The sequence below is a fragment of the Pseudomonas putida genome (genome assembly GCF_028682395.1).
Lineage (GTDB): Bacteria > Pseudomonadota > Gammaproteobacteria > Pseudomonadales > Pseudomonadaceae > Aquipseudomonas > Aquipseudomonas putida_AB.
Genome location: NZ_JANHLC010000001.1, coordinates 1,050,469 through 1,076,095, shown reverse-complemented (window position 1 = coordinate 1,076,095; position 25,627 = coordinate 1,050,469). Strand labels below are relative to the sequence as shown.

Annotated in this window: 21 protein-coding genes; 7 read left to right on the top strand and 14 right to left on the bottom strand. The window is 62.5% G+C overall.

Going from position 1 to position 25,627, the window contains the following annotated elements:
- Window positions 1-104 precede the first annotated feature (104 nt).
- Window positions 105-2,633: a sulfite reductase flavoprotein subunit alpha gene (locus tag NPS46_RS05050; protein WP_274105312.1), complete on the bottom strand. Its 2,529-nt coding sequence runs from the start codon at window positions 2,631-2,633 to the stop codon at window positions 105-107.
- Window positions 2,634-2,765: 132 nt separating this feature from the next.
- Window positions 2,766-5,090, bottom strand: a complete 2,325-nt coding sequence (locus NPS46_RS05045) for a TonB-dependent receptor (RefSeq protein ID WP_274105311.1) — start codon at window positions 5,088-5,090, stop codon at window positions 2,766-2,768.
- A 209-nt stretch (window positions 5,091-5,299) separates the two neighbouring features.
- Between NPS46_RS05045 and NPS46_RS05040 the strand changes: the two genes are divergently transcribed.
- Both NPS46_RS05040 and NPS46_RS05035 read left to right on the top strand, forming a co-directional pair.
- Window positions 5,300-5,980 (top strand): Fe2+-dependent dioxygenase, encoded by a 681-nt coding sequence (locus NPS46_RS05040; RefSeq protein WP_274105310.1) that lies wholly within the window; start codon window positions 5,300-5,302, stop codon window positions 5,978-5,980.
- Between the two features lie 2 nt (window positions 5,981-5,982).
- Complete coding sequence (locus NPS46_RS05035) at window positions 5,983-6,771, top strand: tetratricopeptide repeat protein (protein ID WP_274105309.1); 789 nt, start codon at window positions 5,983-5,985, stop codon at window positions 6,769-6,771.
- Window positions 6,772-6,833: 62 nt separating this feature from the next.
- Here NPS46_RS05035 and NPS46_RS05030 read toward each other — a convergent pair whose 3' ends face one another.
- The 5 genes from NPS46_RS05030 to NPS46_RS05010 form a co-directional block, all read right to left on the bottom strand.
- Window positions 6,834-7,997, bottom strand: a complete 1,164-nt coding sequence (locus tag NPS46_RS05030; protein ID WP_274105308.1) for a type III PLP-dependent enzyme — start codon at window positions 7,995-7,997, stop codon at window positions 6,834-6,836.
- 449 nt (window positions 7,998-8,446) lie between these two features.
- Window positions 8,447-9,604 (bottom strand): betaine/proline/choline family ABC transporter ATP-binding protein, encoded by a 1,158-nt coding sequence (locus NPS46_RS05025; protein WP_274105307.1) that lies wholly within the window; start codon window positions 9,602-9,604, stop codon window positions 8,447-8,449.
- Window positions 9,601-10,254: an ABC transporter permease gene (locus NPS46_RS05020; protein WP_274105306.1), complete on the bottom strand. Its 654-nt coding sequence runs from the start codon at window positions 10,252-10,254 to the stop codon at window positions 9,601-9,603. The genes NPS46_RS05025 and NPS46_RS05020 overlap by 4 nt, the downstream gene beginning before the upstream one ends.
- Window positions 10,255-10,267: 13 nt before the next feature.
- The gene (locus tag NPS46_RS05015; RefSeq protein ID WP_274105305.1) at window positions 10,268-11,161 is read right to left on the bottom strand and encodes a glycine betaine ABC transporter substrate-binding protein; all 894 of its coding nucleotides are present in this window, start codon (window positions 11,159-11,161) and stop codon (window positions 10,268-10,270) included.
- Window positions 11,162-11,185: 24 nt separating this feature from the next.
- Complete coding sequence (locus NPS46_RS05010) at window positions 11,186-11,902, bottom strand: ABC transporter permease (RefSeq protein WP_274105304.1); 717 nt, start codon at window positions 11,900-11,902, stop codon at window positions 11,186-11,188.
- 372 nt (window positions 11,903-12,274) lie between these two features.
- Here NPS46_RS05010 and NPS46_RS05005 point away from each other — a divergent pair, with 372 nt between their 5' ends.
- A complete protein-coding gene (locus NPS46_RS05005; RefSeq protein ID WP_274105303.1) occupies window positions 12,275-13,858 on the top strand; it encodes a peptide chain release factor 3 in 1,584 nt (527 codons plus the stop codon).
- A 73-nt stretch (window positions 13,859-13,931) separates the two neighbouring features.
- Here the strand turns inward: NPS46_RS05005 and NPS46_RS05000 are convergent, their stop codons facing one another.
- From NPS46_RS05000 to NPS46_RS04970, 7 genes are all read right to left on the bottom strand, one after another.
- Window positions 13,932-14,897 carry a peptide ABC transporter ATP-binding protein gene (locus NPS46_RS05000; protein ID WP_274105302.1) on the bottom strand — a complete coding sequence of 322 codons (966 nt, stop codon included), beginning with the start codon at window positions 14,895-14,897 and terminating at the stop codon, window positions 13,932-13,934.
- Window positions 14,894-15,865 (bottom strand): ABC transporter ATP-binding protein, encoded by a 972-nt coding sequence (locus NPS46_RS04995; protein WP_274105301.1) that lies wholly within the window; start codon window positions 15,863-15,865, stop codon window positions 14,894-14,896. The genes NPS46_RS05000 and NPS46_RS04995 overlap by 4 nt, the downstream gene beginning before the upstream one ends.
- Before the next feature lie 11 nt (window positions 15,866-15,876).
- Window positions 15,877-16,788 carry an ABC transporter permease subunit gene (locus NPS46_RS04990; RefSeq protein ID WP_274105300.1) on the bottom strand — a complete coding sequence of 304 codons (912 nt, stop codon included), beginning with the start codon at window positions 16,786-16,788 and terminating at the stop codon, window positions 15,877-15,879.
- Window positions 16,789-16,798: 10 nt separating this feature from the next.
- The gene (locus tag NPS46_RS04985) at window positions 16,799-17,809 is read right to left on the bottom strand and encodes an ABC transporter permease subunit (RefSeq protein ID WP_274105299.1); all 1,011 of its coding nucleotides are present in this window, start codon (window positions 17,807-17,809) and stop codon (window positions 16,799-16,801) included.
- 214 nt (window positions 17,810-18,023) lie between these two features.
- Entirely contained in the window at window positions 18,024-18,185 is a 162-nt protein-coding gene (locus NPS46_RS04980; RefSeq protein ID WP_274105298.1) for a hypothetical protein, read from the bottom strand.
- A gap of 98 nt (window positions 18,186-18,283) precedes the next feature.
- The gene (locus tag NPS46_RS04975; RefSeq protein WP_274105297.1) at window positions 18,284-19,909 is read right to left on the bottom strand and encodes an ABC transporter substrate-binding protein; all 1,626 of its coding nucleotides are present in this window, start codon (window positions 19,907-19,909) and stop codon (window positions 18,284-18,286) included.
- Window positions 19,910-20,142: 233 nt separating this feature from the next.
- Window positions 20,143-20,853 carry an SIMPL domain-containing protein gene (locus NPS46_RS04970; protein WP_274105296.1) on the bottom strand — a complete coding sequence of 237 codons (711 nt, stop codon included), beginning with the start codon at window positions 20,851-20,853 and terminating at the stop codon, window positions 20,143-20,145.
- A gap of 263 nt (window positions 20,854-21,116) precedes the next feature.
- Between NPS46_RS04970 and NPS46_RS04965 the strand changes: the two genes are divergently transcribed.
- From NPS46_RS04965 to NPS46_RS04950, 4 genes are all read left to right on the top strand, one after another.
- A complete protein-coding gene (locus tag NPS46_RS04965) occupies window positions 21,117-22,379 on the top strand; it encodes an ATP-binding protein (RefSeq protein ID WP_274105295.1) in 1,263 nt (420 codons plus the stop codon).
- Complete coding sequence (locus NPS46_RS04960) at window positions 22,372-22,932, top strand: response regulator transcription factor (protein ID WP_274105294.1); 561 nt, start codon at window positions 22,372-22,374, stop codon at window positions 22,930-22,932. The genes NPS46_RS04965 and NPS46_RS04960 overlap by 8 nt, the downstream gene beginning before the upstream one ends.
- A gap of 96 nt (window positions 22,933-23,028) precedes the next feature.
- Entirely contained in the window at window positions 23,029-24,753 is a 1,725-nt protein-coding gene (locus tag NPS46_RS04955) for an ABC transporter ATP-binding protein/permease (RefSeq protein WP_274105293.1), read from the top strand.
- A 70-nt stretch (window positions 24,754-24,823) separates the two neighbouring features.
- Window positions 24,824-25,567 carry a FadR/GntR family transcriptional regulator gene (locus tag NPS46_RS04950; protein WP_274105292.1) on the top strand — a complete coding sequence of 248 codons (744 nt, stop codon included), beginning with the start codon at window positions 24,824-24,826 and terminating at the stop codon, window positions 25,565-25,567.
- Window positions 25,568-25,627: the final 60 nt, after the last annotated feature.

The window sequence follows — 25,627 nt, the reverse complement described above, 5'->3', positions numbered from 1 at the left end:
TTGAGCTTGCGCGCTGAGCCTTGCAGGCTTGCGCGCAAGCTCGCCCTACAGGCGATCATTCAATCCGTAGGTGCGAGCCGACTCGCGATCTGTACCTCAACCGCTCAATACACATCCCGTCGGTAACGGCCCTGCTCGATCAGGGCTTCAACCGCCTTGGCGCCCAGCAGCTCGTGCAGGACTTGATCAACCCCGCTGGCCATGCCTTGCAGGCTGCCGCAGATATAGATCGCGGCGCCATTGTCGAGCCATTGGCGCAGCTCGTCCGCTGCTTCGCGCAGGCGGTCCTGCACATAGATCTTCTCGCTCTGGTCGCGGGAGAACGCCAGGTCCAGGCGCGCCAGTTCACCCTGGGCGAGCCAGCCTTGCAGTTCGTCCTGGCACAGGAAGTCATGGGCGGCATTGCGCTCGCCAAAGAACAACCAGTTACGCTGTTCGCCATCGGCGATCCGCGCCCTGAGCAGGCTGCGCAGCCCGGCCAGGCCGGTGCCATTGCCCAGCAGGATCATCGGGCAGGGCTCACTGGGCAGATGGAAGCCGCTGTTACGGCGGATCCGCAGGCTGATGGCCGCGCCCACAGGCGCGTACTCGGTCAGCCAGCCGGAACCCAGGCCCAGGCTACCATCGGCATGGCGTTCCTGACGCACGATCAGTTCCAGCACGCCGTCGCTGGCAATCGAAGCAATCGAATACTCACGAATGGCCAGGGGGATCAAGGCATCGACCAGGGCCTGGGCCTGTAGCCCAACCAAATGGCCGCGATTGTCCGGCAATTGCCGGGTTGCCAAAGCCTGGGCCAGGGTTTCGGTCAGGCCGTCCAGTTGCACCAGGTCATCGGCATCCAGGCCCATGCCTTCGAGAAAGTGCGCAACCTTGGCGTCGCTGTGGCGCGGCATGACCTCGACCAGATCGCCAGCCTGCCAGGTCAGCGCTGCCGGCGCGCTCAGGCCCAGCAGATACACGCCGTTGCCACTGCTGCCCGGATTGAGTAACTGGCGAGAAGCCAGGGTCCAGTTGTCGAAGGTCGCGCCTTTCCAGGGAGTGGTCGGAGCGCTGCCAGTGAGGGCGCCGAGCTGCTGCTGCCATTGGCTCAGTGCCTCGGGGTCGCCGCTGTCGACTTCGACCGGGGCAAACAGCGTCCGTGCACCACGTTCGCCCAGCCAGCCCTGCAGGCGGCGGGCAAAGCCGCAGAAGTGCGGGTACTGCCGATCCCCCAGCGCCAGCACCGAGTAGCTCAACCCTTCGAGGGCCCAGGGCTGGCCGAGGACCTTGCGTTCGAAACCGCGGGCGCTGTCCGGCGCTTCGCCGTCGCCAAAGGTGCTGACGACAAACAAGGCCTTGTCCGTCTCCCGCAGTGCCTGTTCATCCAGTTCGGCCAGGGGTTGCACGCGCACGGACAGACCGCCAGCCTGCAATTGGCTTGCAGTCTGCCAGGCCAGCTGTTCGGCGAAACCGCTCTGGCTGGCAAACCCTACCAGCCAGGACGGGCCTTTGCCGGTCGGCGCAGCGAGGCCCTGGCGTGCGCTGCGTACCTGGCGCTTCTTGCGTCGACGGTCCAGGTACAGCAGCCAGCCGGTGATGAAGAACAGCGGCATCAGCAGGCTGGAGACCATCAGCACGATCCGCCCGACCACGCCGAAGTAGCTGCCGACATGCAGGGCGTAGATGCTGGTGAGCAACTGCGCCTTGAAGCTTTTCTCGTCATAGCGGTCGTGGCGGCGGATCACGCCGGTGGCCGGGTCGAGGGTGATCTGGTTCAGCGCCCGTTCGTGGGGCGAATCCTTGAGCAGATAGAACACAGTGGCTGGTTGCCCGGCCACTGGCGGCATACGCACGTTGTAGGTGGCCAGTTCGGGGCCAGCGGCACTCTGGATGCTGTTCCAGATGGCCGTGTAGTCGGCGACCGGGGCCGGGCCCTTAGGCGCCGGGCCGCGTCCGCCCTTCATGCGTTGCTGGGCCGGGGAGTCGGCCAGCAAGGCGTTGAGGCCCTTGTTGTACCACTCATAGGACCAGGACAACCCGGTCAGTGCCGACAACAGATAAAGCACCAGGCACCAGGTGCCGGCAACCGAGTGCAGGTCCCAGTTGAAGGCGCGGCCTTTCTTGGCCCAGTCCAGCGTCAGCCAGGCCCGCCAGTTCAGGGCCTGGCGCGGCCAGCGCAGGTACAGCCCCGAGAGGCAGAAAAACACCAGCAGCAAGGTACAGGCGCCGGTGATCTGCCGGCCGGTATCGCCCATGGCCAGGAAGCGGTGCAGTTGCAGCATCAGGTTGAAGAAGCCCTGGCCGGACGCCTCGCCCTGGTACTCGCTGGTGTAAGGGTCGAAGTAGCGCATCTGGCCACGACGCTCGCCCGGTGGCGGGGTGAAGAACACACGGGCGGCCAGGTCGTCCTGGACATCGACCCAGAGCATCGACACGGCCTTGCCTTCACGGGCCTCCAGTTGGCTGACCAACTCGGCGGGCGGCAGCACACCGGTTTCGCGCTTTTCGACGTGCAGCACCGAGGGGTTGAGCGCGCGCAGGATCTCGTCCTGGAACGATACCGCCGCGCCGGTAACACCCATCAGGGCCAGGACCAGACCTGCGGTGATTCCGAAGAACCAGTGCAGCTGGAACAGGGTTTTCTTGAGCACGTCGACCGCCTTGTTCGTCCAGAGGTATGAATCGCGGCGGGTATTATGCCGCGAGTTGTCGAGAAACATTCTTTTTTACACGCAAAAGCCCCAAGCACTGGAGTGCATGGGGCCTTGGCGTCGCCACTTGGGTTAGAAGTGGAAGTTGGTGCTCAACAGCGCGGTCCGGCCGGCGGCCTGGTTGGCGAAGTGAGCTGAGTAGGCCTTGTCGTAGTAGGTCTTGTCGGTCAGGTTTTGTACGTTGAGTTGCAGTTCGACGTTCTTGCTCAGCTTATAGCTGGCCATGGCGTCGTAGCGGGTATAGGACGGCACATAAACCGTGTTGTTGTTATCACCCCAGACATCGTCGACATAGAACGCACCGCCACCAATGGTCAGTTTCTGGGTCACGTTGTAGGTGGTCCACAGGGTGAAGGTGTTGTTCGGGGTGTTGGGCAACTGATTACCCTTGGCTGGATTGTTGAGGTTGGTCACCTTGCCGTTGCGGTCACCCGCCGCGCCCGGATCGACCAACTCGCTGTCCATGTAGCTGTAGCCGGCAAAGACCTGCCATTTATCGGTGAGTTTACCGCTGGCCGACAGTTCCAGGCCGTCGATCCGGGTCGTACCGGCGTTCTCATAGGTGTAGTTGCTGCCCAGAACCCGCGTGTTTTCCTTCTCGGTACGGAAGATGGCACCGGTCAGGGAGAGGCGGTCATTAAGCAGGTTCCACTTGGTACCGATCTCGTAGTTGGTGGTTTCCTCGGGCTCCATGTCGCTGATGATGCTGGTCGCGAGGCCCACGGAACCTGGCAGCGGGTTGGTTTCCACGCCGTTGTCCAGTGAGGTGCCAACCGGTGTCGCCGATGTTGCGTAGGAAATGTAGATGCTGCCGTTTTCCTGCGGCTTCCACACCAGGCCGAGTTGGCCGGTCACGAATTCGCTGGTATCCCGGGCCTTGAAGGTGGTGGCACGGTTCGCATCCTTGGTTTTGGCTTCGACTTCATAGTGGTCATAGCGCAAGCCCATATTGACCAGCCACTGGGGCGTCAGCTCCAGGGTATCGGTGAAATAGAGGGCCCGTGTCTTGCCTTCGGTGTTCGTCCCCGCATAGTTACGCGAGATGGCGCCGCCCCATGGATCGTTCGGGTTCGGGTTGCCCAGCGAGGTGCAGTTGTTGCCGGTCGCTGCCCCTGGCGGGCAGACCGTGGTGTTGCCGTTCTTGAAGCCGGTATCGGTATTGACGGTGTAGCCGCTCTTGCGCGAGTTTTCGTCGGACAACTCGATGCCGGTGGAGAAGTTGTTCTTGAACCCCGCCAGTTGGAACTCGCCGTACAGGTCGGTCTGGTTGGTGGTGGTGTCGGTGTTCGAGACGCGGGTGTTGGCCCGGCGCCAGACGGTGCCATTGATGACGTTGCCCTGGCTGTCGTCAGGCTGGGTCAGGATGTAGTCCTGCAGGCTGGAACCGTGACGCAGGGTGTTTTTCAGGGTCAGCGAGTCGCTTAGGTCGTGTTCGATGGCGAAGGTGGCGATATCCACGCGCGACTTGCGGAAATCACGGTCTTTCAGACCATAGAAGTTGTTGCTGTCGCCGCCGTCGGTTGGCTTGTCCGGGCTGGCGGAGGTGTGGGATTTGACGCCCAGCGAGTAGCCATACGGAATGCCGGAGTCCGGCAGGTCATCGCTTTCCAGGTGGTAGTAATCGAGAAACACCCGTGTTCCGGTGCCCAGGCCGAAGGCCAGGGACGGTGCGATACCCCAGCGGTCGTAGTTGACGGCATCGCGCCCGGCGACATTGCTTTCATGGCTCATCAGATTGAGCCGGCCGGCGGCGGTATCGGTGAATTGATAGTTGCCGTCGAAGGTGTAGCGCTGGGTCTGGTCCGAGCCCCAGGTAAAGCCGCCGTCCAGCGAGTTGCCCAGGTGGGCTTTCTTGCTGACCAGGTTGATCGAACCGCCGGCGGCGCCACGCCCGCCAATGGACGAGTTCGGGCCCTTGGCGACTTCGATCGATTCCAGGGCGAAGATTTCCCGGCTCTGAGCACCCGTGTCGCGCACGCCGTCCAGGTAGGTATCGCCCTGGGCATCGAAGCCGCGGATAAACGGCCGGTCACCCTGGGGGTTGCCGCCTTCGCCCGCGCCGAAGGTAATGCCCGGTACGGTGCGCAGGGCGTCCTGCATGGTCAGGGCGCCGGTGTCCTTGATGACCTGTTGCGGGATCACGGTGACCGAGCGCGGGATATCGACCAGCGGAGCGGTGTACTTCTGGGAAGAGGCCTTCTCGACCTGGTAGGAGGTCGCGTCCTGGGCTTCACCGGTGACGCTGGTGGCATCGAGCGCGATGGTCTTTGGCTGCGCCTTGCTTTCGGTGTTCTCGGCCGCATGGGCCATTTGTACGGCCGATGTGGCCGTCAAAGCCATGCCGATGGCGGATGCGAGCAAGCGTGGCGAACTAACCGGTAATTGTTGGTGCGACATGTGAAGTCCCCTCCCCAAGGTTTCGAGGGGGCGGAATATAGGGGAAGCAATAACTTGTATCAATTGCGATAAATTACTATTCGCACTGAATTTACATTCTTTACAGTTTGTCCTTACGGTTTTTGCCGGTTCATTCGTCCTGCCGGTTGTACAGGGACAATAAGAATCAATACCATTGCGCCCACTTAAGGTTTTCGAGGTGGCGCACCATGTTGCTGCATATACCTGGCCTGTTCTCCCGTGAGGAAGTGCAGCGTATTCGCGAAGCCCTGGAACAGGCGGATTGGGCTGATGGCAAGATCACGGCGGGCTATCAGTCGGCCAAGGCCAAGCACAATCTGCAATTGCCGGAAGGGCATCCGCTGGCGCTGGAAATCGGCGCCGCGATGATCGAGCGGCTATGGCGCAACCCGCTGTTCATGTCGGCGGCCCTGCCGCATAAGGTCTTCCCGCCGTTGTTCAACTGCTACACCGAGGGCGGCAATTTCGATTTTCATATCGACAATGCGGTGCGCCAGCCCAAGGGCAATCCCGAGCGGATTCGTACCGACCTGTCGTCGACGCTGTTTTTCAGTGATCCGGATGACTACGACGGGGGTGAGCTGGTGATCCAGGACACCTATGGCAGCCGTGAGGTCAAACTGCCAGCGGGGGATCTGGTCCTGTACCCGGGGACCAGCCTGCACAAGGTTAATCCAGTGACCCGTGGCGCCCGGCTGGCTTCGTTTTTCTGGACCCAGAGCCTGGTACGCGAAGACAGCCAGCGCACCCTGCTGTTTGAAATGGACGGCGCCATCCAGAGCCTGACCCGCGATGTGCCGGACCACCCGGCACTGATCCAACTGACCGGTAATTATCACAACCTGCTGCGTCGCTGGGTCGAGGTCTGACGATGGACTTTCGTTTACGCCGCGAGGAGATCCTCGATGGCGAGCGGCTCAAGGCCATGCTCCAGGCCGACCCGGCCCAGGCTGCCCGGGCCATTCTTGCCGGCGCACGCGCCGGCGTGATCGATGCCCAGGCCCTGCTTGGGCAGATTCTGCTCGATGGCCAGGGTATTGCGCGCGACCCGGCGCTGGCGCTGCGTTGGTTCGAGATTGCCGCCCAGGGCGGGCATGTGATGGCGCGCAATATGCTCGGGCGCTGCCTTGAGCACGGCTGGGGCTGCGAGGCCAATGCCGTGGCTGCCGCGCGGCAGTACCGACAGGCTGCCGAGGCCGGCCTGGATTGGGCGCTCTATAACTACGCCAATCTACTGGCGACCGGCCGTGGCGTGGTTCAGGACCATGCGCAGGCGCTGGCGTGCTATCAGCGCGCAGCCGAACTGGGCCATGCCAAGTCGATGAACCTGCTGGGGCGTTATCTGGAGGAGGGGCGTTGCTGTACGGTGGATCGTGACGCTGCCGCCCTGTGGTATCGGCGCTCGGCCGAAGGTGGCGATTTTCGCGGGCAGTTCAGCCATGCGGCGCTGTTGGCCGAGCAGGGCCAGATCGATGCGGCGCTGGTCTGGCTGGAACGGGCACTGGCGGGTGGCAACCTGAATTTCCTGCGGGTCAGCCGCCAGGCGCTGCTGCAGGCGCGCGAACCGCGCATTCGGGCGCTGGCCCTGGCCTATCACCAGCGTGCCGCCGAGCTGGGTGAGGAGAGCGACCGTCAGGCGCTGCACGACCTGGTGGCCTAGGCCTGGCGGACATAAAAAAGCCCATGACCGGTCATGGGCTTTTGCGTTACGGCGCGACGGGTTTACAGGTAGAAGGACTTCAGGGGCGGGAAGCCGTTGAATTCCACAGCGCTGTAGCTGGTGGTGTAGGCGCCGGTCGACAGCCAGTACAGGCGGTCACCGATGGCCAGGTTCAGCGGCAGGCCGTATTTGTAGTTTTCGTACATGATGTCGGCGCTGTCGCAGGTCGGACCGGCGATCACGACTTCTTCCATCTCGCCTTTCTTCTCGGTCCAGATCGGGAACTTGATGGCTTCGTCCATGGTTTCGATCAGGCCGGAGAACTTACCCACATCGGTGTAGACCCAGCGCTCGACGGCGGTACGCGACTTACGCGCGACCAGCACCACTTCGCTCACCAGGATGCCGGCGTTGGCGATCAACGAACGGCCCGGTTCCAGGATGATTTCCGGCAGGTCGTCACCGAAGTCTTCCTTGAGGAAACGGATGATTTCCTCGGCGTAGGTCTCCAGGCTGTTGGTCCGGGTGATGTAGTTGGCCGGGAAGCCGCCACCCATGTTGATCAGCTTGAGCACGATGCCGTCTTCTTCCTTCAGGCGCTCGAAGATCACCTTGACCTTGGCGATGGCTGCGTCCCAGACGCTGATATCGCGCTGTTGCGAGCCAACGTGGAAGGACACGCCATAAGGCACCAGGCCCAGGTCGCGGGCGAGGATCAGCAGGTCCATGGCCATGTCGGTCTGGCAGCCGAACTTGCGCGACAGGGGCCAGTCGGCCGTGGTCGAGCCTTCGGTGAGGATCCGCACGTAGACCTTTGAGCCCGGCGCAGCCTTGGCGATGTTGCGCAGGTCGGCTTCGGAGTCGGTGGAGTACAGGCGCACGCCCTTCTCGTAGAAGTAGCGGATGTCCTTGGATTTCTTGATGGTGTTGCCGTAGCTGATGCGATCCGCGCTCACGCCCTGGGCCAGGACCTTGTCCAGCTCGTAGATGGAGGCGATATCGAAGTTTGAACCCTTGTCGCGCAGCAGGTCGATGATCTCGACCGCCGGGTTGGCCTTGACGGCGTAGTAGACCTTGGCGAACTCAAAACCGGCACGCAGGTCATCGTAGGCCTGGGAGATCATCGCGGTGTCGATCACCACGAACGGGGTTTCTTGCTTGTCGGCGAAGGCCTTCATTTTCTGAAAGGTTTCGCGCGCGAAATAGTCTTCGACCTGAATCGACATGCTGAGGAAGCTCCTACTGGCAAACGGAAAAAAATAAATGGGTGAGAGGATGGGCCATGGATGGCACCTCCTGCTGAACGTCCTCCGTATCCCCACTTTGGTTCGCCTACTTCCCAAGGCATGTCGCCGAAAGCAAAAAGGCCACTGGAATCGAGATTTCCCTTGGCCTTGCTGTCTCGTCGTCAGTACTTGAGCCGGATGGATCGTTTCCAGCATGGACGTTCGGCGCGAACTTTAGGACTTGAAGGGCTTGAGATCAACAAAAAATGTCGCGTTTTTGCACGCGTCCGTCGCGTGCCCTCGATCAGCCATTTATGTAACTGATCCGGATGACAGAATGAGGTTCCCCTGGATGGGTGAATCCGCTGAATGGTCCTGTAGGCACGAACCGGCCCGCGTACGGTTGCGCAGGCCGCAGGAACGCCCCTACAGGACGGTTGAAGACCCGGTCAGGCGGCGGTTTCGGCCGGTGAGACGATGCTGGTCTTGGCCCCGCGCGAACGCCCGGAGCTCAGGTAGGCAGCAATCGACTCCTGGGTCACTTCCCCGAGGAAGACCCGGTCGGCGTCCAGTACCGGCAGCCAGGCGCGATTGAACTCGTACATGCGCGACAGCAGGATGCGCAGGTGCTCGTCATAGGCCGCCGTGGCATTGAACTCGCGCAGGTACTGGGCGCAGGTGCCGGTCTGGCGATGCAGGTCGCGGCGGCGCACATAACCCAGGGCCTGGTTGTCGGCGCAGGTTACGACCACATAGCGGCGATCGTGCTCGTCCATCAGTTCCAGGGCTTCGGCCACCGGGGTGTCGGGGCTGACCGAGGGCGCGTTGTCCGCCGCATCCTCGGCCTTGACCAGCAACAGGCGCTTGAGGGTGCTGTCCTGGCCGACGAAATTGCTGACGAAGTCGTCGGCCGGATGCGCCAGCAGGGTGTCCGGATGGTCGACCTGGATCAGCTGCCCGCCACGGAAAATCGCGATCTTGTCGCCCAGCTTGATGGCTTCGTCGATATCGTGGCTGACCATGATCACGGTCTTCTTCAGCGCGCGCTGCATCTCGAAGAACTCGTTCTGGATCATCTCGCGGTTGATCGGGTCGACCGCGCCAAAGGGTTCGTCCATCAACAGCAGCGGCGCATCGGCGGCCAGGGCACGGATCACCCCGATACGTTGCTGCTGGCCACCGGACAGTTCGCGCGGGTAGCGGCTCAGGTATTGCTTGGGTTCGAGCTTGATCATGCTCATCAACTCGCGGGCCCGTTCATGGCATTTTTGCGGGTCCCAGCCGAGCAGTCGCGGCACCACGGTGATGTTTTCCTCGATGGTCATGTTCGGGAACAGGCCGATCTGCTGGATCACGTAGCCGATACCGCGGCGCAGGGTCACCGCATCGAGATTGCTGGTGTCTTCGCCGTTGATCAGGATCTTGCCGCTGGTGGGCATGATCAAGCGGTTGATCATTTTCAGCGTGGTGCTTTTGCCGCAGCCCGAGGGCCCGAGAAAGACGCAGATTTCCCCTTCATTGACGGTCAGGCTCACCGAATCGACGGCGCGCACTTCCTTGCCGTTGCTCTGTTTGAATACTTTGGTCAGGTCTTGAAGTTCGATCATTTCAGCAGTCCTTTTGGAGTCAGGGTGCGTTGCAGCCATTGCAAGAGCAGGTCGGCGAAGATGGCCAGGAGGCTGACCAGCAAGGCGCCGACAATCAGCATCGACATATCGCTGCGGCTGATTGAGGCGAGGATCAGGACCCCGAGGCCACCGGCCCCGATGGTCGCGGCAATGGTCATCACGCCGATGTTCATTACGACGGCGGTGCGGACCCCGGCGAGGATCACGGGGACCGCAATGGGCAGTTCGACCATGCGCAGGCGCTGGCCAAAGGTCATGCCGATGCCCCGGGCCGCCTCGCGGATGCCCGGCTCGACACCGGTCAGGGCCAGGTAGGTGTTACGCATGATGGGCAGCAGGGAATAGAGAAACACCGCCGTGATTGCCGGCAGCGGGCCGAGGCCCTGGCCGAAGGTCGAGTAGAACGGCAGCAGCAGGCCGAACAGCGCGATGGACGGGATGGTCAGCAGCACCGTGGCGCTGGCCTGTAGCGGGCCGGCCAGGCTCGGGAAGCGGGTCATCAGGATGCCCAGGGGCACGCCGATGGCAATGGCCAGGGTGACGGCAATGCCCACCAGGGTGATGTGCTGCCCGGTCAGTTGCAGGACCTGTGCCCAGTCGAGGTGGGAAAACGTGTCGAGAAATACCATGTTTTTCCCTCTTTCAGTTCAGTGGGTGCTGGCGCAGGAAGTCCGCGGCCACCGCCGCCGGGCTTTCATGGTCAACGTCGACCCGGGCATTGAGCTGGCGCATGGTTTCATCGTCGAACAGGGCGGCCAGCGGCTTGAGCTCGGCGGCCAGTTGCGGGTGGGCGTCGAGATAGGCCTGACGCACCACCGGCGCGGCGGTGTAGTCCGGGAAGTAGTGGCGGTCGTCTTCAAGCAGCTTCAGATTGAAGGCACTCAGGCGCCCGTCCGTGGTGTACACCAGGCCGGCGAAGACCTGGCCATTGCGCAGGGCCGTGTAGACCAGCCCGGCGTCCATCTGCCGGAGCGTGCGGCGGGTCAGGTTCATGCCGTACAACTCGACCATGCCTTGCAGGCCGTCGGAGCGGTTGGCGAACTCGGTATCCAGGGCCACCAGATGATCCTCGGCGGATTCGGCCTTGAGCACGCGGTCCAGTTCGCTGATGCTGTTGATCTGCGGGTAGGCCTCGGCCACTTTCTGCGGTAGCGCCAGGGCATAGGTATTGCTGAATTTCGAGGGGGCGAGCCAGATCAGGCCCTTCTTGGCGTCCAGTTCCTTGACCCGGGCATAGGATTGTTCGCTGTCGAGCTTTTCATCGACATGGTTGTAGGCCACCAGCGAGACCCCGGTGTATTCCCAGATCAGGTCCAGTTGCCCGGATTCCTGGGCGCTGCGGGCCAGGTTGCTGCCCAGGCCACCGGTGACGCGCGGGTTGTAGCCTTTGGTGCGCAGGTATTGCGCGGTGATTTCCGCGAGCAGGGTCTGCTCGGTAAAGACCCGCGCGCCGATGCGGATCAGTGGTTTTTCGGCGGCCTGGGCGATTCCCGCGAACAGCAGGACGCAGCCCAGAAACAAGCTTGTCGTTTTCATCAGAATTCCTTTACTCGGTCGACCTCAGGCAGGTCGCAGGCCGCGTTCCAGCCACAAGCGGCTGGCCAATGTCACCAGGCCGTCCAGGAGCAGTGCGAGCAGGGCGGTGCTCGCAGCCCCCAGGAGCAGTTGCGGCTGATTGTTCAGGGCAATGCCGGGGAAAATCAGGCTGCCCAGACTGTTGGCGCCGATCAGGAAGGCCAGTGGCGCGGTCCCGACATTGATGGCCAGGGCCACGCGCACGCCGCCGACCATGATCGGCACCGCATTGGGCAGCTCGACCCGCCACAGCACCTGGCGTGGGGTCATGCCGATGCCGATGGCAGCTTCCTTGAGCGAGCCTTGTACGTTTTTCAGGCCTTCGTAGGTGTTGCGCACGATGGGCAGGAGGGAGGCGAGGAAGAGGGCGAAGATGGCCGGACCGCTGCCGATGCCGAGGATGCCCAGGGCGATGGCCAGGACGGCCAGGGGCGGGACGGTGTTGCCGATATTGAAGACCTGCATGAAGCGTTCGGCGCGTCCGACCCACTGCGGACGGCTGAGGAGGATGCCCGCCGGGATCCCGACCAGCAGGGCCGCGAACATTGAAACCAGTACCAGATACAGATGGGCTTGCAGATAAAACCCTAGATCGTCGCGATAGCGTTCGATCGTGCTGATGCCGATCCAGTGGATCAGCAGGGCCAGGAGCGCGAGCACGGTCGCGCCTCCTATCAGCCCTTTGCCATAGCGAATAGCCACAGGCGGACTCCTTTATTTCAGTCGGCGAGCCTGCTTTCGTGTGGCACGGCCATTCCTGGCTGCCGAAAACAGGGACGCGAGAAGCAGCGGGTCAAGCCGGCCAGCAGCTCGGTAAACCCGCCATAAGCGCAGTCCAGACGGGTCGGAAGCTGAATTTCGGCCCCGGACAAAAAGGCGTAACAGGGGAGTGGACGCCCCGTGGTTGCAAAAAGTTCAATGAAATACGGCAATTAGCCATCGTCCAAAGCTCTTACCGGTAAGGGGCGGTTTGTTACGAACGGCGGCATCTCAGTCCATTGCGGCGGTGGCCGGTCAATCGCGGTTTGGGCTATACTCGCCGCCCTTTTTTGAATCACCGCCAGGCGATTTCCCATGACCAAACAGGCCGCCGAAGTCGCGAAACGCCGCACCTTCGCCATTATTTCCCACCCGGATGCGGGTAAAACCACCATCACCGAGAAACTCTTGCTGATGGGCAAGGCGATTGCGGTAGCCGGTACGGTGAAATCACGTAAGTCCGACCGCCATGCCACCTCCGACTGGATGGAGATGGAGAAGCAGCGCGGTATCTCCATTACCACCTCGGTCATGCAGTTCCCTTACCGGGATCACATGATCAACTTGCTCGATACCCCGGGCCACGAAGACTTCTCCGAAGATACCTACCGGACCCTGACCGCCGTCGACTCGGCGTTGATGGTGCTCGATGGCGGTAAGGGTGTTGAGCCACGGACCATTGCGCTGATGGATGTCTGCCGGCTGCGCGATACGCCGATTGTCAGCTTCATTAACAAACTGGACCGCGATATCCGTGATCCGATCGAGTTGCTCGACGAGATCGAGGCCGTCCTGAAGATCAAGGCGGCGCCCATCACCTGGCCGATTGGTTGCTACCGCGACTTCAAGGGCGTTTACCACCTGGCCGATGACTACATCATTGTCTACACCGCCGGTCATGGTCATGAACGCACTGACGTGAAGATCATCGAGAAGCTTGATTCCGATGAAGCCCGGGCCCACCTGGGCGACGAGTACGATCGCTTTGTCGACCAACTGGAACTGGTGCAGGGCGCCTGCCACACGTTCAACCAACAGGAATTCCTCGACGGTCAGCTGACGCCGGTCTTCTTTGGTACGGCCCTGGGCAACTTCGGGGTCGACCATGTGCTCGACGCGGTCGTCAATTGGGCGCCACAGCCTCTGGCCCGGGTTGCCAACGAGCGTACCGTGGAGCCGGTGGAGGAGAAGTTCAGCGGCTTCGTGTTCAAGATCCAGGCGAACATGGACCCCAAGCACCGCGACCGTATCGCCTTTATGCGCATTTGCTCGGGCAAGTACGAAAAGGGCATGAAAATGCGCCACGTGCGCACCGGCAAGGATGTGCGGATCGGCGACGCCCTGACCTTTTTCTCCTCCGAGCGTGAGCAACTGGAGGAGGCGTTTGCGGGCGATATCATCGGCTTGCATAACCACGGCACGATCCAGATCGGCGATACCTTTACCGAGGGCGAAGTCCTCGGTTTTACCGGGATCCCGCACTTCGCCCCGGAGCTGTTCCGTCGTGTGCGCCTGCGCGACCCGCTCAAGTCCAAGCAATTGCGCCAGGGCCTGCAGCAGTTGGCGGAAGAGGGGGCAACCCAGGTGTTCTTCCCGGAGCGCAGCAACGACATTATTCTGGGCGCCGTCGGTGTGCTGCAGTTCGATGTGGTCGCCAGCCGTCTGAAAGAGGAATACAAGGTCGAGTGTTCCTACGAGCCGATCACCGTGTGGTCGGCCCGCTGGATCGATTGTGCCGATAAGAAGAAACTTGAGGAGTTCCGGGTCAAGGCTGTGGAAAACCTGGCGGTCGATGGCGGTGGTCACCTGACTTACCTGGCGCCGACCCGGGTCAACCTGGCGCTGATGGAAGAGCGCTGGCCGGATGTGAAATTCCGCGGGACGCGCGAGCACCATTGATATCACGCTGTTGAAAAAAACCGCTGCCGGGTGCAGCGGTTTTTTTTTGCCTGATCAGCCGGGCCCCTAGAGCCTAGAGAGTGCCTGCGTAATGGCAGGCGACCTGGCGTGAGTCGAGCAGGCGCAGGGCCGGTTCTTCCTGGCGACAGCGCTCGTTGGCGTAGGGGCAGCGCTGGTGAAAGGCACAGCCGCTGGGAGGGTCCAGCGGGTTGGGCAACTCGCCGACAATCTTGATCTTGGGTTTGAGCGGGTCTGGATGCAGGGTCGGTGTAGCCGACAGCAGGGCCCGGGTATAGGGATGCAGCGGGCGTTCGTAGAGTGCCGCCTTCGGGCCCATTTCCACCGGTTTGCCCAGGTACATGACCAGAACCTGGTCGGCGACATGGCGGACCACCGCCAGGTTGTGGGAGATAAACACGTACGCGGTGTTGAACTCCTGCTGCAGGTCCATGAACAGGTTGAGGACCTGGGCCTGGATCGACACGTCCAGCGCCGACGTTGGTTCGTCCGCCACAAGCACCTTGGGTTGCAGCATCATGGCGCGGGCCAGGGCGATACGTTGGCGCTGGCCGCCGGAAAACATATGGGGATAGCGCTGGTAGTGTTCGGGACGCAGGCCGACCTGTTGCATCATCGCCTGGACCTTCTCCCGGCGTTCGCTGGCGCTCAGTTGTGTGTTGATCAGCAAGGGTTCGGCCAACTGGTCGCCGATCTTCTGCCGTGGATTCAGCGAGGCATAGGGGCTCTGGAACACCATCTGCACATCTTTGCGCAGCTGTTTGCGCTGGGCCTTGTCGGCGCCGGCGACCTCCTGGCCGGCGATCTGCAGCGAGCCCGATGTGGGCGCCTCGATCAGGGTCAACGCCCGGGCCAGCGTGGACTTGCCGCAACCAGATTCGCCGACCACCGCGAGGGTCTTGCCGGCCTCCAACTCGAAGGACACCCCATTGAGCGCGCGCACCAGGGCGTTGCCCTTGAACAGGCCGCGGGAGACTTCATAGTGACGGGTCAGGTTGCGTGCGCTGAGGACAACAGTCATGACGCGATCTCCTGATTCAGCGGATGGAAGCAGCGGACCAGGCTTCGGGCTCTGGCCTCCAGGGCCGGTAGTTGTCGACGACAGTCCTCCTGTACGTAAGGGCAGCGCGGTGATAGCAGACAGCCTTGCGGCCGGTCATAGCGCCCCGGGACGATCCCGGGCAGGGTGGTCAGCCGCGCAGCGCCGAGGCTGTGCTCCGGAATCGCCGCCAGCAACGCTTCGCTGTACGGATGGGCAGGCGCATCGAACAGCCCCGGCACCTGGCCGACCTCGACCGCTTGCCCGGCATACATCACGCAGACCCGCTGGGCGGTTTCGGCCACCACGGCCAGGTCGTGGGTAATCAGCACCAGGCCCATGTCCTGCTCTTTCTGCAGGTTGAGCAGCAGATCCATGATTTGTGCCTGGATGGTGACATCCAGGGCTGTGGTCGGTTCGTCGGCGATCAGCAGCTTGGGTTCGCCGGCAATGGCCATAGCGATTGCCACGCGCTGGCTCATCCCGCCCGAGAGTTGATGGGGGTAGGCATGGATGCGGCTGGCGGCGCCGGGAATTTCGACCTTTTCCAGCAGTTCGATGGCCCGCTGGCGCGCTGCCCGGGATGACATCTTCAGGTGCAGGCGCAGGACCTCCTCAATCTGGAAACCCACGGTGTAGCTGGGGTTGAGTGCGGTCATCGGGTCCTGGAAGACCATGGCCAGGTCCTTGCCGACAATCTTGCGGCGCTGGCGGCCGCTGAGCTTGAGCATGTCCTGGCCATCGAAGCGCAGGGCGTCGGCACTAACCTTGCCGGGTGGATCAATCAAGCCCATCAGCGCCATCATGGTCACCGACTTGCCGGAACCCGATTCGCCGACAATCGCCAGGACTTCACCGCGCTCGACGCTCAGGCTCAGGCCGTCGACCACGGGAACGGCGCTGGCGTCGCCAAACCGGACGCTGAGGTTGTTGATTTCAAGCAAAGGCATGGGGCACTCCCTCAGGCGGCGTTCTTGAGTTTGGGGTCCAGCGCATCGCGCAGCCCGTCGCCCATCAGGTTGATTGCCAGCACGCTGAGCAGGATGGTCAGGCCCGGCAGGCTCACGACCCACCAGGCCCGCTCGATGTAGTCGCGGGCCGAGGCCAGCATGGTGCCCCATTCCGGTGTCGGCGGTTGTACGCCCAGGCCGAGGAAGCCCAGGGCGGCAGCGTCGAGAATGGCCGAGGAAAAGCTCAGGGTCGCCTGCACGATCAGCGGTGCCATACAGTTGGGCAGTACGGTAATGAACATCAGCCGCGGCAGGCTGGCCCCGGCCAGGCGGGCGGCGGTGACATAGTCGCGATGCAGTTCGCCCATGACCGCGGCCCGGGTGAGGCGTACATAGGCGGGCAGCGAGACGATCGCAATGGCGATCACCGTATTGATCAGGCCCGGGCCGAGGATGGCGACAATCGCCACGGCCAGCAGCAGGGAAGGCAGCGCGAGCATGATATCCATCAGGCGCATCACGGCGGGCCCCAGCAGGCGGGGAAAGAAGCCGGCGAGCAGGCCGAGCAGGATGCCCGGCAGCATTGACATCACCACCGAGGCCAGGCCGATCAACATTGACAGGCGTGAGCCCTGGATCAGCCGCGATAGCAGGTCGCGGCCCAGTTCATCGGTGCCCAGCACAAAGCGCCACTGGCCACCTTCGAGCCAGGCGGGCGGGGTCAGCAGGAAGTCGCGATACTGTTCGCTCGGGTCATGGGGAGCGATCCAGGGGGCAAACAGCGCGCAGAACACAATCAGGCTCATGAACAGCAGGCCCGCGACGGCCCCCTTGTTGCGGGCAAAGGCCTGCCAGAACTCCTTGTAGGGCGAGGGATACAGCAGGCTTTGATCGACCACGGTCGGGGAGGTTGGCGTACTCATGGGCAGGCTCTCAACGCTGGTGGCGGATACGTGGGTTGGCGAGCCCGTAGAGGATATCCACCATGAAATTGACCAGTATCACCAGGCAGGCGATCAGCAGGATACCGTTCTGCACCACGGGGTAATCGCGCGCGCCAATGGCTTCGATCAGCCACTTGCCAATGCCCGGCCAGGAAAAGATGGTCTCGGTCAGTACCGCGCCGCCAAGCAGTGTGCCGACCTGCAGGCCGACCACGGTCAGGACCGGAATCAGGGCATTGCGCAGGCCGTGGACAAACACCACCCGCGCCGGCGATAAACCTTTGGCCCGGGCGGTGCGCACATAGTCCTCGCGCAGCACTTCGAGCATGGAGGAGCGGGTCATTCGTGCGATCACTGCCAGCGGTATGGTGCCCAGCACAATCGCCGGCAGGATCAGGTGATGCAGGTAGTCGAGCAGGGCGCCGGGCTCGTCGCTGAGCCAGGTGTCGATCAGCATGAAGCCGGTCGTGCGCTCGACATCGTAGAGCAGGTCGTTTTGCCCCGAGACCGGGGTCCAGCCCAGCGTCACCGAGAAGAACATGATCAGGATCAGGCCCCACCAGAAGATCGGCATCGAGTAGCCCGCCAGGGAGATCCCCATCACCCCGTGGTCGAACAGCGAGCCGCGCTTGAGGGCGGCGATGACCCCGGCGAGGATGCCCAGCGTCGCGGCGAGGAACAAGGCCGCCAGGGCCAGTTCCAAGGTTGCGGGGAACAACGTGGTGAATTCGTGCCAGACACTTTCTCGGGTCCGCAGCGATTCTCCCAAATCGCCATGGGCCAGCTGGCCGATGTAGACGAAATACTGGGCGTAGAGCGGCTTGTTCAGCCCCAGGCGCTCCATGGCCTGGGCATGCATTTCGGGGTCGAGCCGGCGCTCGCCCATCATGACTTCGACCGGATCGCCGGGAATCATGCGGATCAGGGCGAACGTCAGCAAGGTGATGCCGAAAAAGGTCGGGATCAGCAGCCCCAGTCGGCGGGCAATGAAACTCAGCATGTACGGGGGTTCCTCATCGGCCGGCTAGGCGTCCCGTCCTGGCAACTGGCCAGGGCGGGCGTTTCTGTTCGACTTCACTCGTGTCGTGGTGAAGTTGGGTGTGGCTGGGGGCTGATTCGCGAGCCCTCCATGGTGTTGCGTATCGCGGTGAACAGCTTGGTAAGGGGCCAGGCTGTCCAGGGCTGCTTCCGGTGGACAAGCACCTGGGCCTGTTTTAGAGCCCGGTCCGTTCCTGCGGTTCAGTCGCTTCGCGGCCGGTAATGCGCTTGGCCTGTTTGATCAGGCGGTCGTCGTCGTGGCCGCCCAATGGCGTCATGGTTGCTGCCAATGGCAGCGCCACTGTAGAGCGTGCCTGGCCGGTTGCCTGGGGTGCCATTGTCGCCGGTTCAGCCAAAGAGTTCTGCAGGAATACACAAGGCGTCGTTGCGAGATCCGCCGAAAATGGGCGGCACCCAGGGGCGCCGCCCACCGGGATCACTGACTGACGCCCACGCCGTAGAACGCGTTCAGGGCAAAGGGACTGATCTTGAAGTCCTGCACGCTGTTGCGCATGGGTTGGTAGACCGTGGAGTGAGCAATCGGCGTGACGACCACCTGGTCTTTGACGATATGTTGGGCCTGCTTGTACAGCTCGGTGCGCTTGGCCTGATCGGTGGTGGCCTTGGCGGCCGTGATCAGCTTGTCGAAAGCCGGGTCGCACCACTTGGAGTAGTTGTTGCCGTTGACCGCTTCGCAGCTGAACAGGGTGCCCAGCCAGTTGTCCGGGTCGCCATTGTCACCATTCCAGCCAATGATCATGGCCTGGTTCTCACCGGCCTTGGCGCGCTTCATGTACTCGCCCCATTCGTAGCTGACGATATTGGCCTTGATGCCGATCCTGGCCCAGTCCGCCTGGAGCATTTCGGCCATCAATCGAGCGTTGGGGTTGTAGGGGCGCTGTACCGGCATGGCCCACAGGGCGATTTCGGTACCGGGCTTGAGGCCGGCGTCCTGCAGCAGTGCCTTGGCTTTGTCCGGGTCGTAGGCGGGGTCCTTGATGGTGGTGTCATAGGACCATTGGGTCGGTGGCATGACGTTGACGGCCAGTTGTCCGGCCCCCTGGTAGACCGAGTCGATGATCTGCTGTTTGTTGATCGACATATCCAGGGCCTGGCGCACCTTGAGCGCCACCAGCGGGTTGGGCTGGTCGCTGCCCTTGATCTTGTCCATCACGTTATAGGCGATGTAACCCAGGTTGAACCCGGCCTGGCTCGGGATTTTCAGGTTGGGGTCCTCGCTCAGCGCCTTGAGGTCGGCGGGGCGCGGAAACACGGTGATCTGGCACTCGTTTCGCTTGAGTTTCTGGATCCGTACCGAGGGATCGGTGGTGATGGCGAAGATCAGGTTGTCGATCCTGACATCCTCGGGTTTCCAGTACTGTTTGTTGCCGGTGTAGCGGATATTCGAGTCTTTCTGGTAGCTCTTGAAGATGAACGGGCCAGTGCCGATCGGCTTCCGGTTGAGGTCTGCGGGCTTGCCGGCCTTGAGCAACTGGTCGGCGTATTCGGCGGACTGGATCGAGGCGAAGCTCATGGCCATGTTCTGGATAAAGGCGGCATCGATGTTGTTGAGCACGAACCTGACGGTGTGCTCGTCGAGTTTCTCGACCTTGGCGATATTGGTGTCCATGCCCATGTCGGTGAAATACGGGAACTCAGTGGGCGCGGCTTTGCGAAATGGCATCTCGCGGTCGAGCATGCGATTGAAGGTGAACAGCACGTCATCGGCGTTGAAATCACGGGTGGGCTTGAAGTACGCCGTGGTGTGGAACTTCACGCCCTCGCGCAGGTGAAAGGTGTAGCTCAGGCCATCCGCGGACGTTTCCCATTGGGTTGCCAGGCCCGGGACAACCGCCGTGCCGCCCCGTTCGAACTGGCTAAGGCGGTTGAAAACGGTTTCCGCCGAGGCATCGAAATCGGTTCCGGTGGTGTATTGGCTGGGGTCGAAGCCGGCCGGACTCCCTTCGGAGCAGAACACCAGGTTGGTCGCCGCGTGAGCGAGTGGTGCGCTGCTCAGCAGGCTGGCGCCAACGAGAAGCGGAATGACGGCGTGTTTAAACATGATGGCCTCATGATCTTTATGTCATTTGGAAGGTGTGCACGACTGTGCAAGCCCGCTCGCCAATCCCGGGGACGGGATATCGGTACTGGCATTGTGCCGAGGTAAGATTAGCGTATGCCATCTGCCCCGAGATAATCATTGTTTGTTGCAAGGGGCGGCAAAGGGGTTGAGAGGCGAGGCGGCATGCAGGTCTGGGGCTGGCCCGGCACAGGATGCCGCTTGCGACACGGGGGTTACGGCATCAGGACTTCAATCACCCCGTCGGCACTCAGGCTGACTTCGCTGGTGCCGGCTTCGACCTCAGGCGCAGGCGCTGAATCCATGGCGGCGGCCTTCATCATCATGGCGCCACGGGCGTAGGGCTGTGGATAACCATTGCTGTTGAGGTTCAGGTTGACGATCTTGTAGCCCTTGCCGCCAAGGGCTTCGGTGGCCAGTTGCGCGCGGGCCTTGAAGGCGGCGACGGCATCCTTGAGCAGGGCATCTTCACTGGCCTTGCGGGTGGGCGTGGCGATCGCGAAATCCATGCCGGCCATCTTCAGGTCAGTCATCAACTCGCCGGTCAGCTTGGACAGCACGGCGAAGTCGGCGCTTTCCAGGCGCAGTTCGGCGCGCTCGCGCCAGCCGGTGATCTTCTGGTTCTTGTCATCATAGATCGGGTAGCTGTTGCGGCTCCCCTGGCGCAGGGTCACGGCCTTGACCTGGCGTGCCTGGCCCAGGGCCTTGTTCATGGTGGTGGTGATTTCGGCCGCGAGCTTGCCCGGGTCGGTGTTCTGGGATTCGGTGTAGAGGGTGACGATCATCAGGTCGCGGGCGACTTCCTGGCTGGCTTCGGCCCGCAGGGAGATCTGGTTGTAATGGAGGTCCTCGGCCAGGGCCGGCAGGCTGGCCAGGGTCGAACTGCCCAGGACGAGAAGGGCGGCGCTGCGGGTAAACATGTGCATGTAAGCTCCTTGAAGACGATACGCAGGCAACCCTGCGTGAACCCATCAGACTTTAGCGCCTGTTGTCGGGTTCACCCAATTACAACTTCAATACATCTGTGTGCCGTGGTCGCCCCGCCTGGCGGACAGCCCTCGAGATGGGCAATCGCGCAAGTGGGCGAATGCGGAAAATACCTGTGGCTGTTTGCCGCAGTTTTGCCTGTGCCGGGCATCGCTTGGTTATACTCCCGGCGATCCGCCTGCAGCGCTCATCAGGAGAGCTCATGCTCGCCCCCGTTCAACTGCTTTCCGCCACGCGTCAGAACCTCTGGCGCCTGACTTTTATCCGCACCCTGGTGCTGGCTGCCCAGGCCGGTTCGGTGGGGATCGCCTACCTGTTCGACCTGTTGCCGCTGCCCTGGCTGCAACTGGCCGTGACCCTGGGGTTCTCCGGCCTGCTTTGTGCGTTCACTGCGGTACGCCTGCGGACTTCCTGGCCGGTCACCGAGCTTGAGTACGCCGTCCAGCTGGCGTGCGACCTGTTTATCCACAGCGCGCTGCTGTATTTCTCCGGTGGTTCGACCAACCCCTTCGTGTCCTATTACCTGGTGCCGCTGACCATTGCGGCGGTCACGCTGCCGTGGCGTTATTCGGTGATTCTGTCCGGGATCGCCCTGACCCTCTATACCTTGCTGCTGGCGCAGTTCTACCCGCTGGATACCTATCCCATCGCTCGGGAGAAGATGCAGATCTACGGGATGTGGCTGAGCTTTGCCCTGGCGGCGGCGGTGATCACTTTTTTTGCCGCGCGCATGGCCGAGGAGCTAAGGCGCCAGGAAGAGTTGCGGGCGATTCGGCGCGAGGAAGGCCTGCGCGATGAACAACTGCTGGCCGTGGCGACCCAGGCCGCCGGCGCCGCCCATGAGTTGGGCACGCCGCTGGCGACCATGAGCGTGCTGCTCAAGGAAATGCGCCAGGACCACCCTGACCCTGCGTTGCAGGACGACCTGAGCGTGCTGCAGGACCAGGTCAAGCTGTGCAAGGAGTCCTTGCAGCAACTGGTGCGCGCCGCCGAGGCCAACCGTCGGTTGGCGGTGGAGATGCAGGATGTCACTGCCTGGCTCGACGAGGCGCTGAACCGCTGGCACCTGATGCGCCCGGAGGTCAGTTATCGCTTTCAGCGCCTGGGCCAGGGCCCGGTGCCGCGGCTGGCGCCACCACCGGACCTGACCCAGGCCTTGCTCAATCTGCTCAACAATGCCGCCGATGCCTGTCCTCTGGGGCTGGAAGTGCGGCTGGACTGGGATGAGGAATACCTCACCATCAGCATTCGCGACCACGGCCCCGGTGTACCGTTGGCGATTGCCGAGCAGATCGGCAAACCGTTTTTTACCACCAAGGGCAAAGGCTTCGGCCTGGGCCTGTTTTTGAGCAAGGCCAGCGTGACCCGCGCCGGCGGCTCAGTGAAACTCTATAGTCATGAGGAAGGTGGCACGCTGACCGAGCTGCGCCTGCCCCGTGTCGCCCGAGGAAACGAAGATGAGTGACGAGATCCAAGTCGAAGGCGAAGAGCTGCCGCATTTACTGCTGGTGGACGATGACGCGACCTTTACCCGGGTCATGGCCCGGGCCATGAGCCGCCGCGGTTTTCGCGTCAGCACGGCCAGCTCCGCCGAAGAGGGCCTGACCCTGGCCCAGCAGGACTTGCCCGACTACGCCGCGCTGGACCTGAAAATGGACGGCGACTCGGGTTTGGTGCTGCTGCCCAAGCTGCTCGAACTCGATCCGGAAATGCGCGTGGTGATCCTCACCGGGTATTCGAGCATCGCCACGGCGGTCGAGGCGATCAAGCGCGGCGCCTGCAATTACCTGTGCAAGCCGGCGGATGCCGACGATGTGCTGGCGGCGCTGCTTTCCGAACATGCCGACCTGGACACCCTGGTGCCTGAAAACCCGATGTCGGTCGACCGTTTGCAGTGGGAACATATCCAGCGCGTCCTGACCGAGCACGAAGGCAATATCTCCGCCACGGCCCGGGCCCTGGGCATGCATCGGCGGACCCTGCAGCGCAAATTGCAGAAGCGTCCGGTGCGCCGCTGAACCGAGCCTGAACAAGCGGGCGGCAGGGGCTGGCCGGCCTGGGACGATCGACTATGATCGACTCAGTACTGTCCTCCCCCTTGCCGAGCCCGAACCATGCCGACGAATGCCGAATACTCCGCGGTCAACGACACGGTGCCCGGGCACTTCTGGACGCGCGTCCGGCAACTGGTCATGCCCTATTGGCGCAGCGAAGAGAAGACCAGGGCCTGGGTCCTGCTGATCGCCGTGATCGCGCTATCGCTGTTCAATGTCGGCATCTCGGTCTGGTTCAACAGTTGGTACCGAGACTTCTATAACGCCCTGCAAAACAAGGATCTGGGCGCCTTCACCCACTTGATGCTGTATTTCTGCCTGATTGCGGCAGTGGGGATCCTGGCGGCGGTCTACCGTCTCTATCTGACCCAGATGCTGACCATCGGCTGGCGGCGCTGGCTGACCGAAGTGCACTTTGCCCGCTGGCTGGGGCACAAGAATTACTACCAGTTGGAGCAGGGCGGCTATACCGACAACCCGGACCAGCGCCTGAGTGAAGACCTGAACAGCTTCACCAGCGATACCTTGTCCCTGGGACTGGGCCTGATCAGTACACTGGTCAGCCTGGTGTCGTTCTCGATCATTCTGTGGAGCGTGTCCGGCAGCCTGGAGCTATGGGGTATTACCCTCCCCGGGTATATGTTCTGGTGTGCCCTGGTGTATGCCGGGATCGGTAGCGGGCTGACCCACTTGATCGGTCGCCGGTTGATCGGCTTGAGCAACCAGCAGCAACGCTTCGAGGCCGATCTGCGGTTCGCCATGATCCGCGTGCGCGAGAATGCCGAGAGCATTGCCCTGTACAACGGCGAGCCCAATGAGCAGCAGCGCCTGAGTGCGCGTTTCGCCAAGGTCTGGAGCAATTTCTGGCAGATCATGCAGGTGCAGAAGCGCCTGAAATTCTTCACCACGGGCTATGCCCAGATCGCGATTATCTTTCCCTTTGTCGTGGCCGCGCCGCGCTATTTTTCCGGGCAGATCCAACTGGGCGAGCTGATGCAGATCAATTCGGCCTTCGGCAATGTGCAGGAGAACTTCAGCTGGTTTATCGATGCGTATGTCACGCTCGCCGGCTGGCGCGCCACCTGTGACCGGCTGTTGAGTTTCCGCCAGGCCATGAGCGACAACGAGGCGCGGCCGGCTGCCATTGCGGTCCAGGCCCAGGGCACAGACCTGCAGGTGCAGGATTTGGGCCTGGACCTGGCCGATGGTCGCCACCTGCTCAATGCGGCCTCCTTGCAGGTGGGCGCGGGTGAACGGGTGATGCTCAGCGGTCGCTCCGGCAGCGGCAAGAGTACCTTGCTGCGGGCCATGGGCGGTCTCTGGCCAAGGGGGCATGGCACCATTCGCCTGCCAAGCGAGCGGGCGCTGTTCCTGCCGCAGAAACCCTATCTGCCGATAGGCAGCCTGCGCGAGGCGTTGAGTTATCCCCAGGCCGGCGACACTTACCCGCCGGAACGTTATGCACAGGTGCTGCAAACCTGCCGCCTGGGGCATCTGGTGGCGCGCCTGGACGAAAGCGATCACTGGCAGCGCCTCTTGTCGCCGGGCGAGCAGCAACGCCTGGCCTTTGCCCGCGCGCTGCTTTACGCGCCGCTCTGGATCTATCTGGACGAAGCGACCTCGGCCATGGACGAAGAGGACGAGGCGACGCTCTATCAGGCGCTGATCGACCAGTTGCCGGGGGTGAGCGTGCTCAGTGTCGGGCACCGCAGCAGCCTGCGGCGTTTCCATCCACGGCAGGTGCGGATAGAGGACGGGCGGCTGGTCGAACAGATGACTTATTAGTCAACAGTGATCGTACAACCAGCTTGAGCTATGATGTGCGCTCAACCGTTTGTCGAGATCGATCTTCAGTATGGAAACGCCCATCGCCGCCCCCCGCGCTCCGCGCAAGCGCCGCAGTCTTGCCGAGGAACTGGTTACGGTTCTGACCGAACAGATTCGCGATGGCCAGCTCAAGCGGGGCGATAAACTGCCCACCGAGTCGGCCATCATGCAGGCCCATGGCGTCAGCCGTACGGTGGTGCGCGAAGCCATTTCGCGCTTGCAGGCGGCCGGGCAGGTCGAGACCCGCCATGGCATTGGCACCTTTGTGCTGGATACGCCAAGCCCCAGCGGCTTTCGGATCGATCCTGCGACCGTCGTCACCCTGCGCGATGTGCTGGCGGTGCTGGAGCTGCGCATCAGCCTGGAAGTCGAATCCGCCGGCCTGGCTGCCCAGCGGCGCAGTGCCGAGCAGTTGGCGGCGATGCGCGCGGCCCTCGATGCGCTCAATGACAGCGTGGCCCATGACAGCGATGCGGTCGCGTCCGATTTCCAGTTCCACCTGCAGATCGCCATGTCCACCGGCAATCGCTACTTCACCGATATCATGACGCACCTGGGCACCAGCATTATTCCGCGGACCCGGCTCAACTCCGCGCGGTTGGCTCGCGATGACCAGGCGCACTACATGAATCGCCTGGGGCGCGAGCATGAGGAAATCTATGAAGCCATTGCCCGCCAGGATTCCGATGCGGCCCGGGCGGCCATGCGCCTGCACCTGACCAATAGCCGTGAGCGCCTGCGCCAGGCCCACGAAGAAGCACAGCGCACCTGATCCCCGCCCTAAGCGTGGTCATCTGATGACTGCGCTGCGTTCCTTCCCTCCGCCCATTGT

Coding starts and splice junctions, on each gene's coding strand:
- NPS46_RS05015 (WP_274105305.1), bottom strand. CDS start 11,161: ATGAAAACGACAAGCTTGTTTCTGGGCTGCGTCCTGCTGTTCGCGGGA.
- NPS46_RS05030 (WP_274105308.1), bottom strand. CDS start 7,997: ATGTCGATTCAGGTCGAAGACTATTTCGCGCGCGAAACCTTTCAGAAA.
- NPS46_RS04950 (WP_274105292.1), top strand. CDS start 24,824: ATGGAAACGCCCATCGCCGCCCCCCGCGCTCCGCGCAAGCGCCGCAGT.
- NPS46_RS04985 (WP_274105299.1), bottom strand. CDS start 17,809: ATGCTGAGTTTCATTGCCCGCCGACTGGGGCTGCTGATCCCGACCTTT.
- NPS46_RS05035 (WP_274105309.1), top strand. CDS start 5,983: ATGGACTTTCGTTTACGCCGCGAGGAGATCCTCGATGGCGAGCGGCTC.
- NPS46_RS05020 (WP_274105306.1), bottom strand. CDS start 10,254: ATGGTATTTCTCGACACGTTTTCCCACCTCGACTGGGCACAGGTCCTG.
- NPS46_RS04970 (WP_274105296.1), bottom strand. CDS start 20,853: ATGCACATGTTTACCCGCAGCGCCGCCCTTCTCGTCCTGGGCAGTTCG.
- NPS46_RS05025 (WP_274105307.1), bottom strand. CDS start 9,604: ATGATCGAACTTCAAGACCTGACCAAAGTATTCAAACAGAGCAACGGC.
- NPS46_RS04995 (WP_274105301.1), bottom strand. CDS start 15,865: ATGCCTTTGCTTGAAATCAACAACCTCAGCGTCCGGTTTGGCGACGCC.
- NPS46_RS04960 (WP_274105294.1), top strand. CDS start 22,372: ATGAGTGACGAGATCCAAGTCGAAGGCGAAGAGCTGCCGCATTTACTG.
- NPS46_RS04975 (WP_274105297.1), bottom strand. CDS start 19,909: ATGTTTAAACACGCCGTCATTCCGCTTCTCGTTGGCGCCAGCCTGCTG.
- NPS46_RS04990 (WP_274105300.1), bottom strand. CDS start 16,788: ATGAGTACGCCAACCTCCCCGACCGTGGTCGATCAAAGCCTGCTGTAT.
- NPS46_RS04955 (WP_274105293.1), top strand. CDS start 23,029: ATGCCGACGAATGCCGAATACTCCGCGGTCAACGACACGGTGCCCGGG.
- NPS46_RS05005 (WP_274105303.1), top strand. CDS start 12,275: ATGACCAAACAGGCCGCCGAAGTCGCGAAACGCCGCACCTTCGCCATT.
- NPS46_RS05040 (WP_274105310.1), top strand. CDS start 5,300: ATGTTGCTGCATATACCTGGCCTGTTCTCCCGTGAGGAAGTGCAGCGT.
- NPS46_RS04980 (WP_274105298.1), bottom strand. CDS start 18,185: ATGGCACCCCAGGCAACCGGCCAGGCACGCTCTACAGTGGCGCTGCCA.
- NPS46_RS05045 (WP_274105311.1), bottom strand. CDS start 5,090: ATGTCGCACCAACAATTACCGGTTAGTTCGCCACGCTTGCTCGCATCC.
- NPS46_RS05000 (WP_274105302.1), bottom strand. CDS start 14,897: ATGACTGTTGTCCTCAGCGCACGCAACCTGACCCGTCACTATGAAGTC.
- NPS46_RS04965 (WP_274105295.1), top strand. CDS start 21,117: ATGCTCGCCCCCGTTCAACTGCTTTCCGCCACGCGTCAGAACCTCTGG.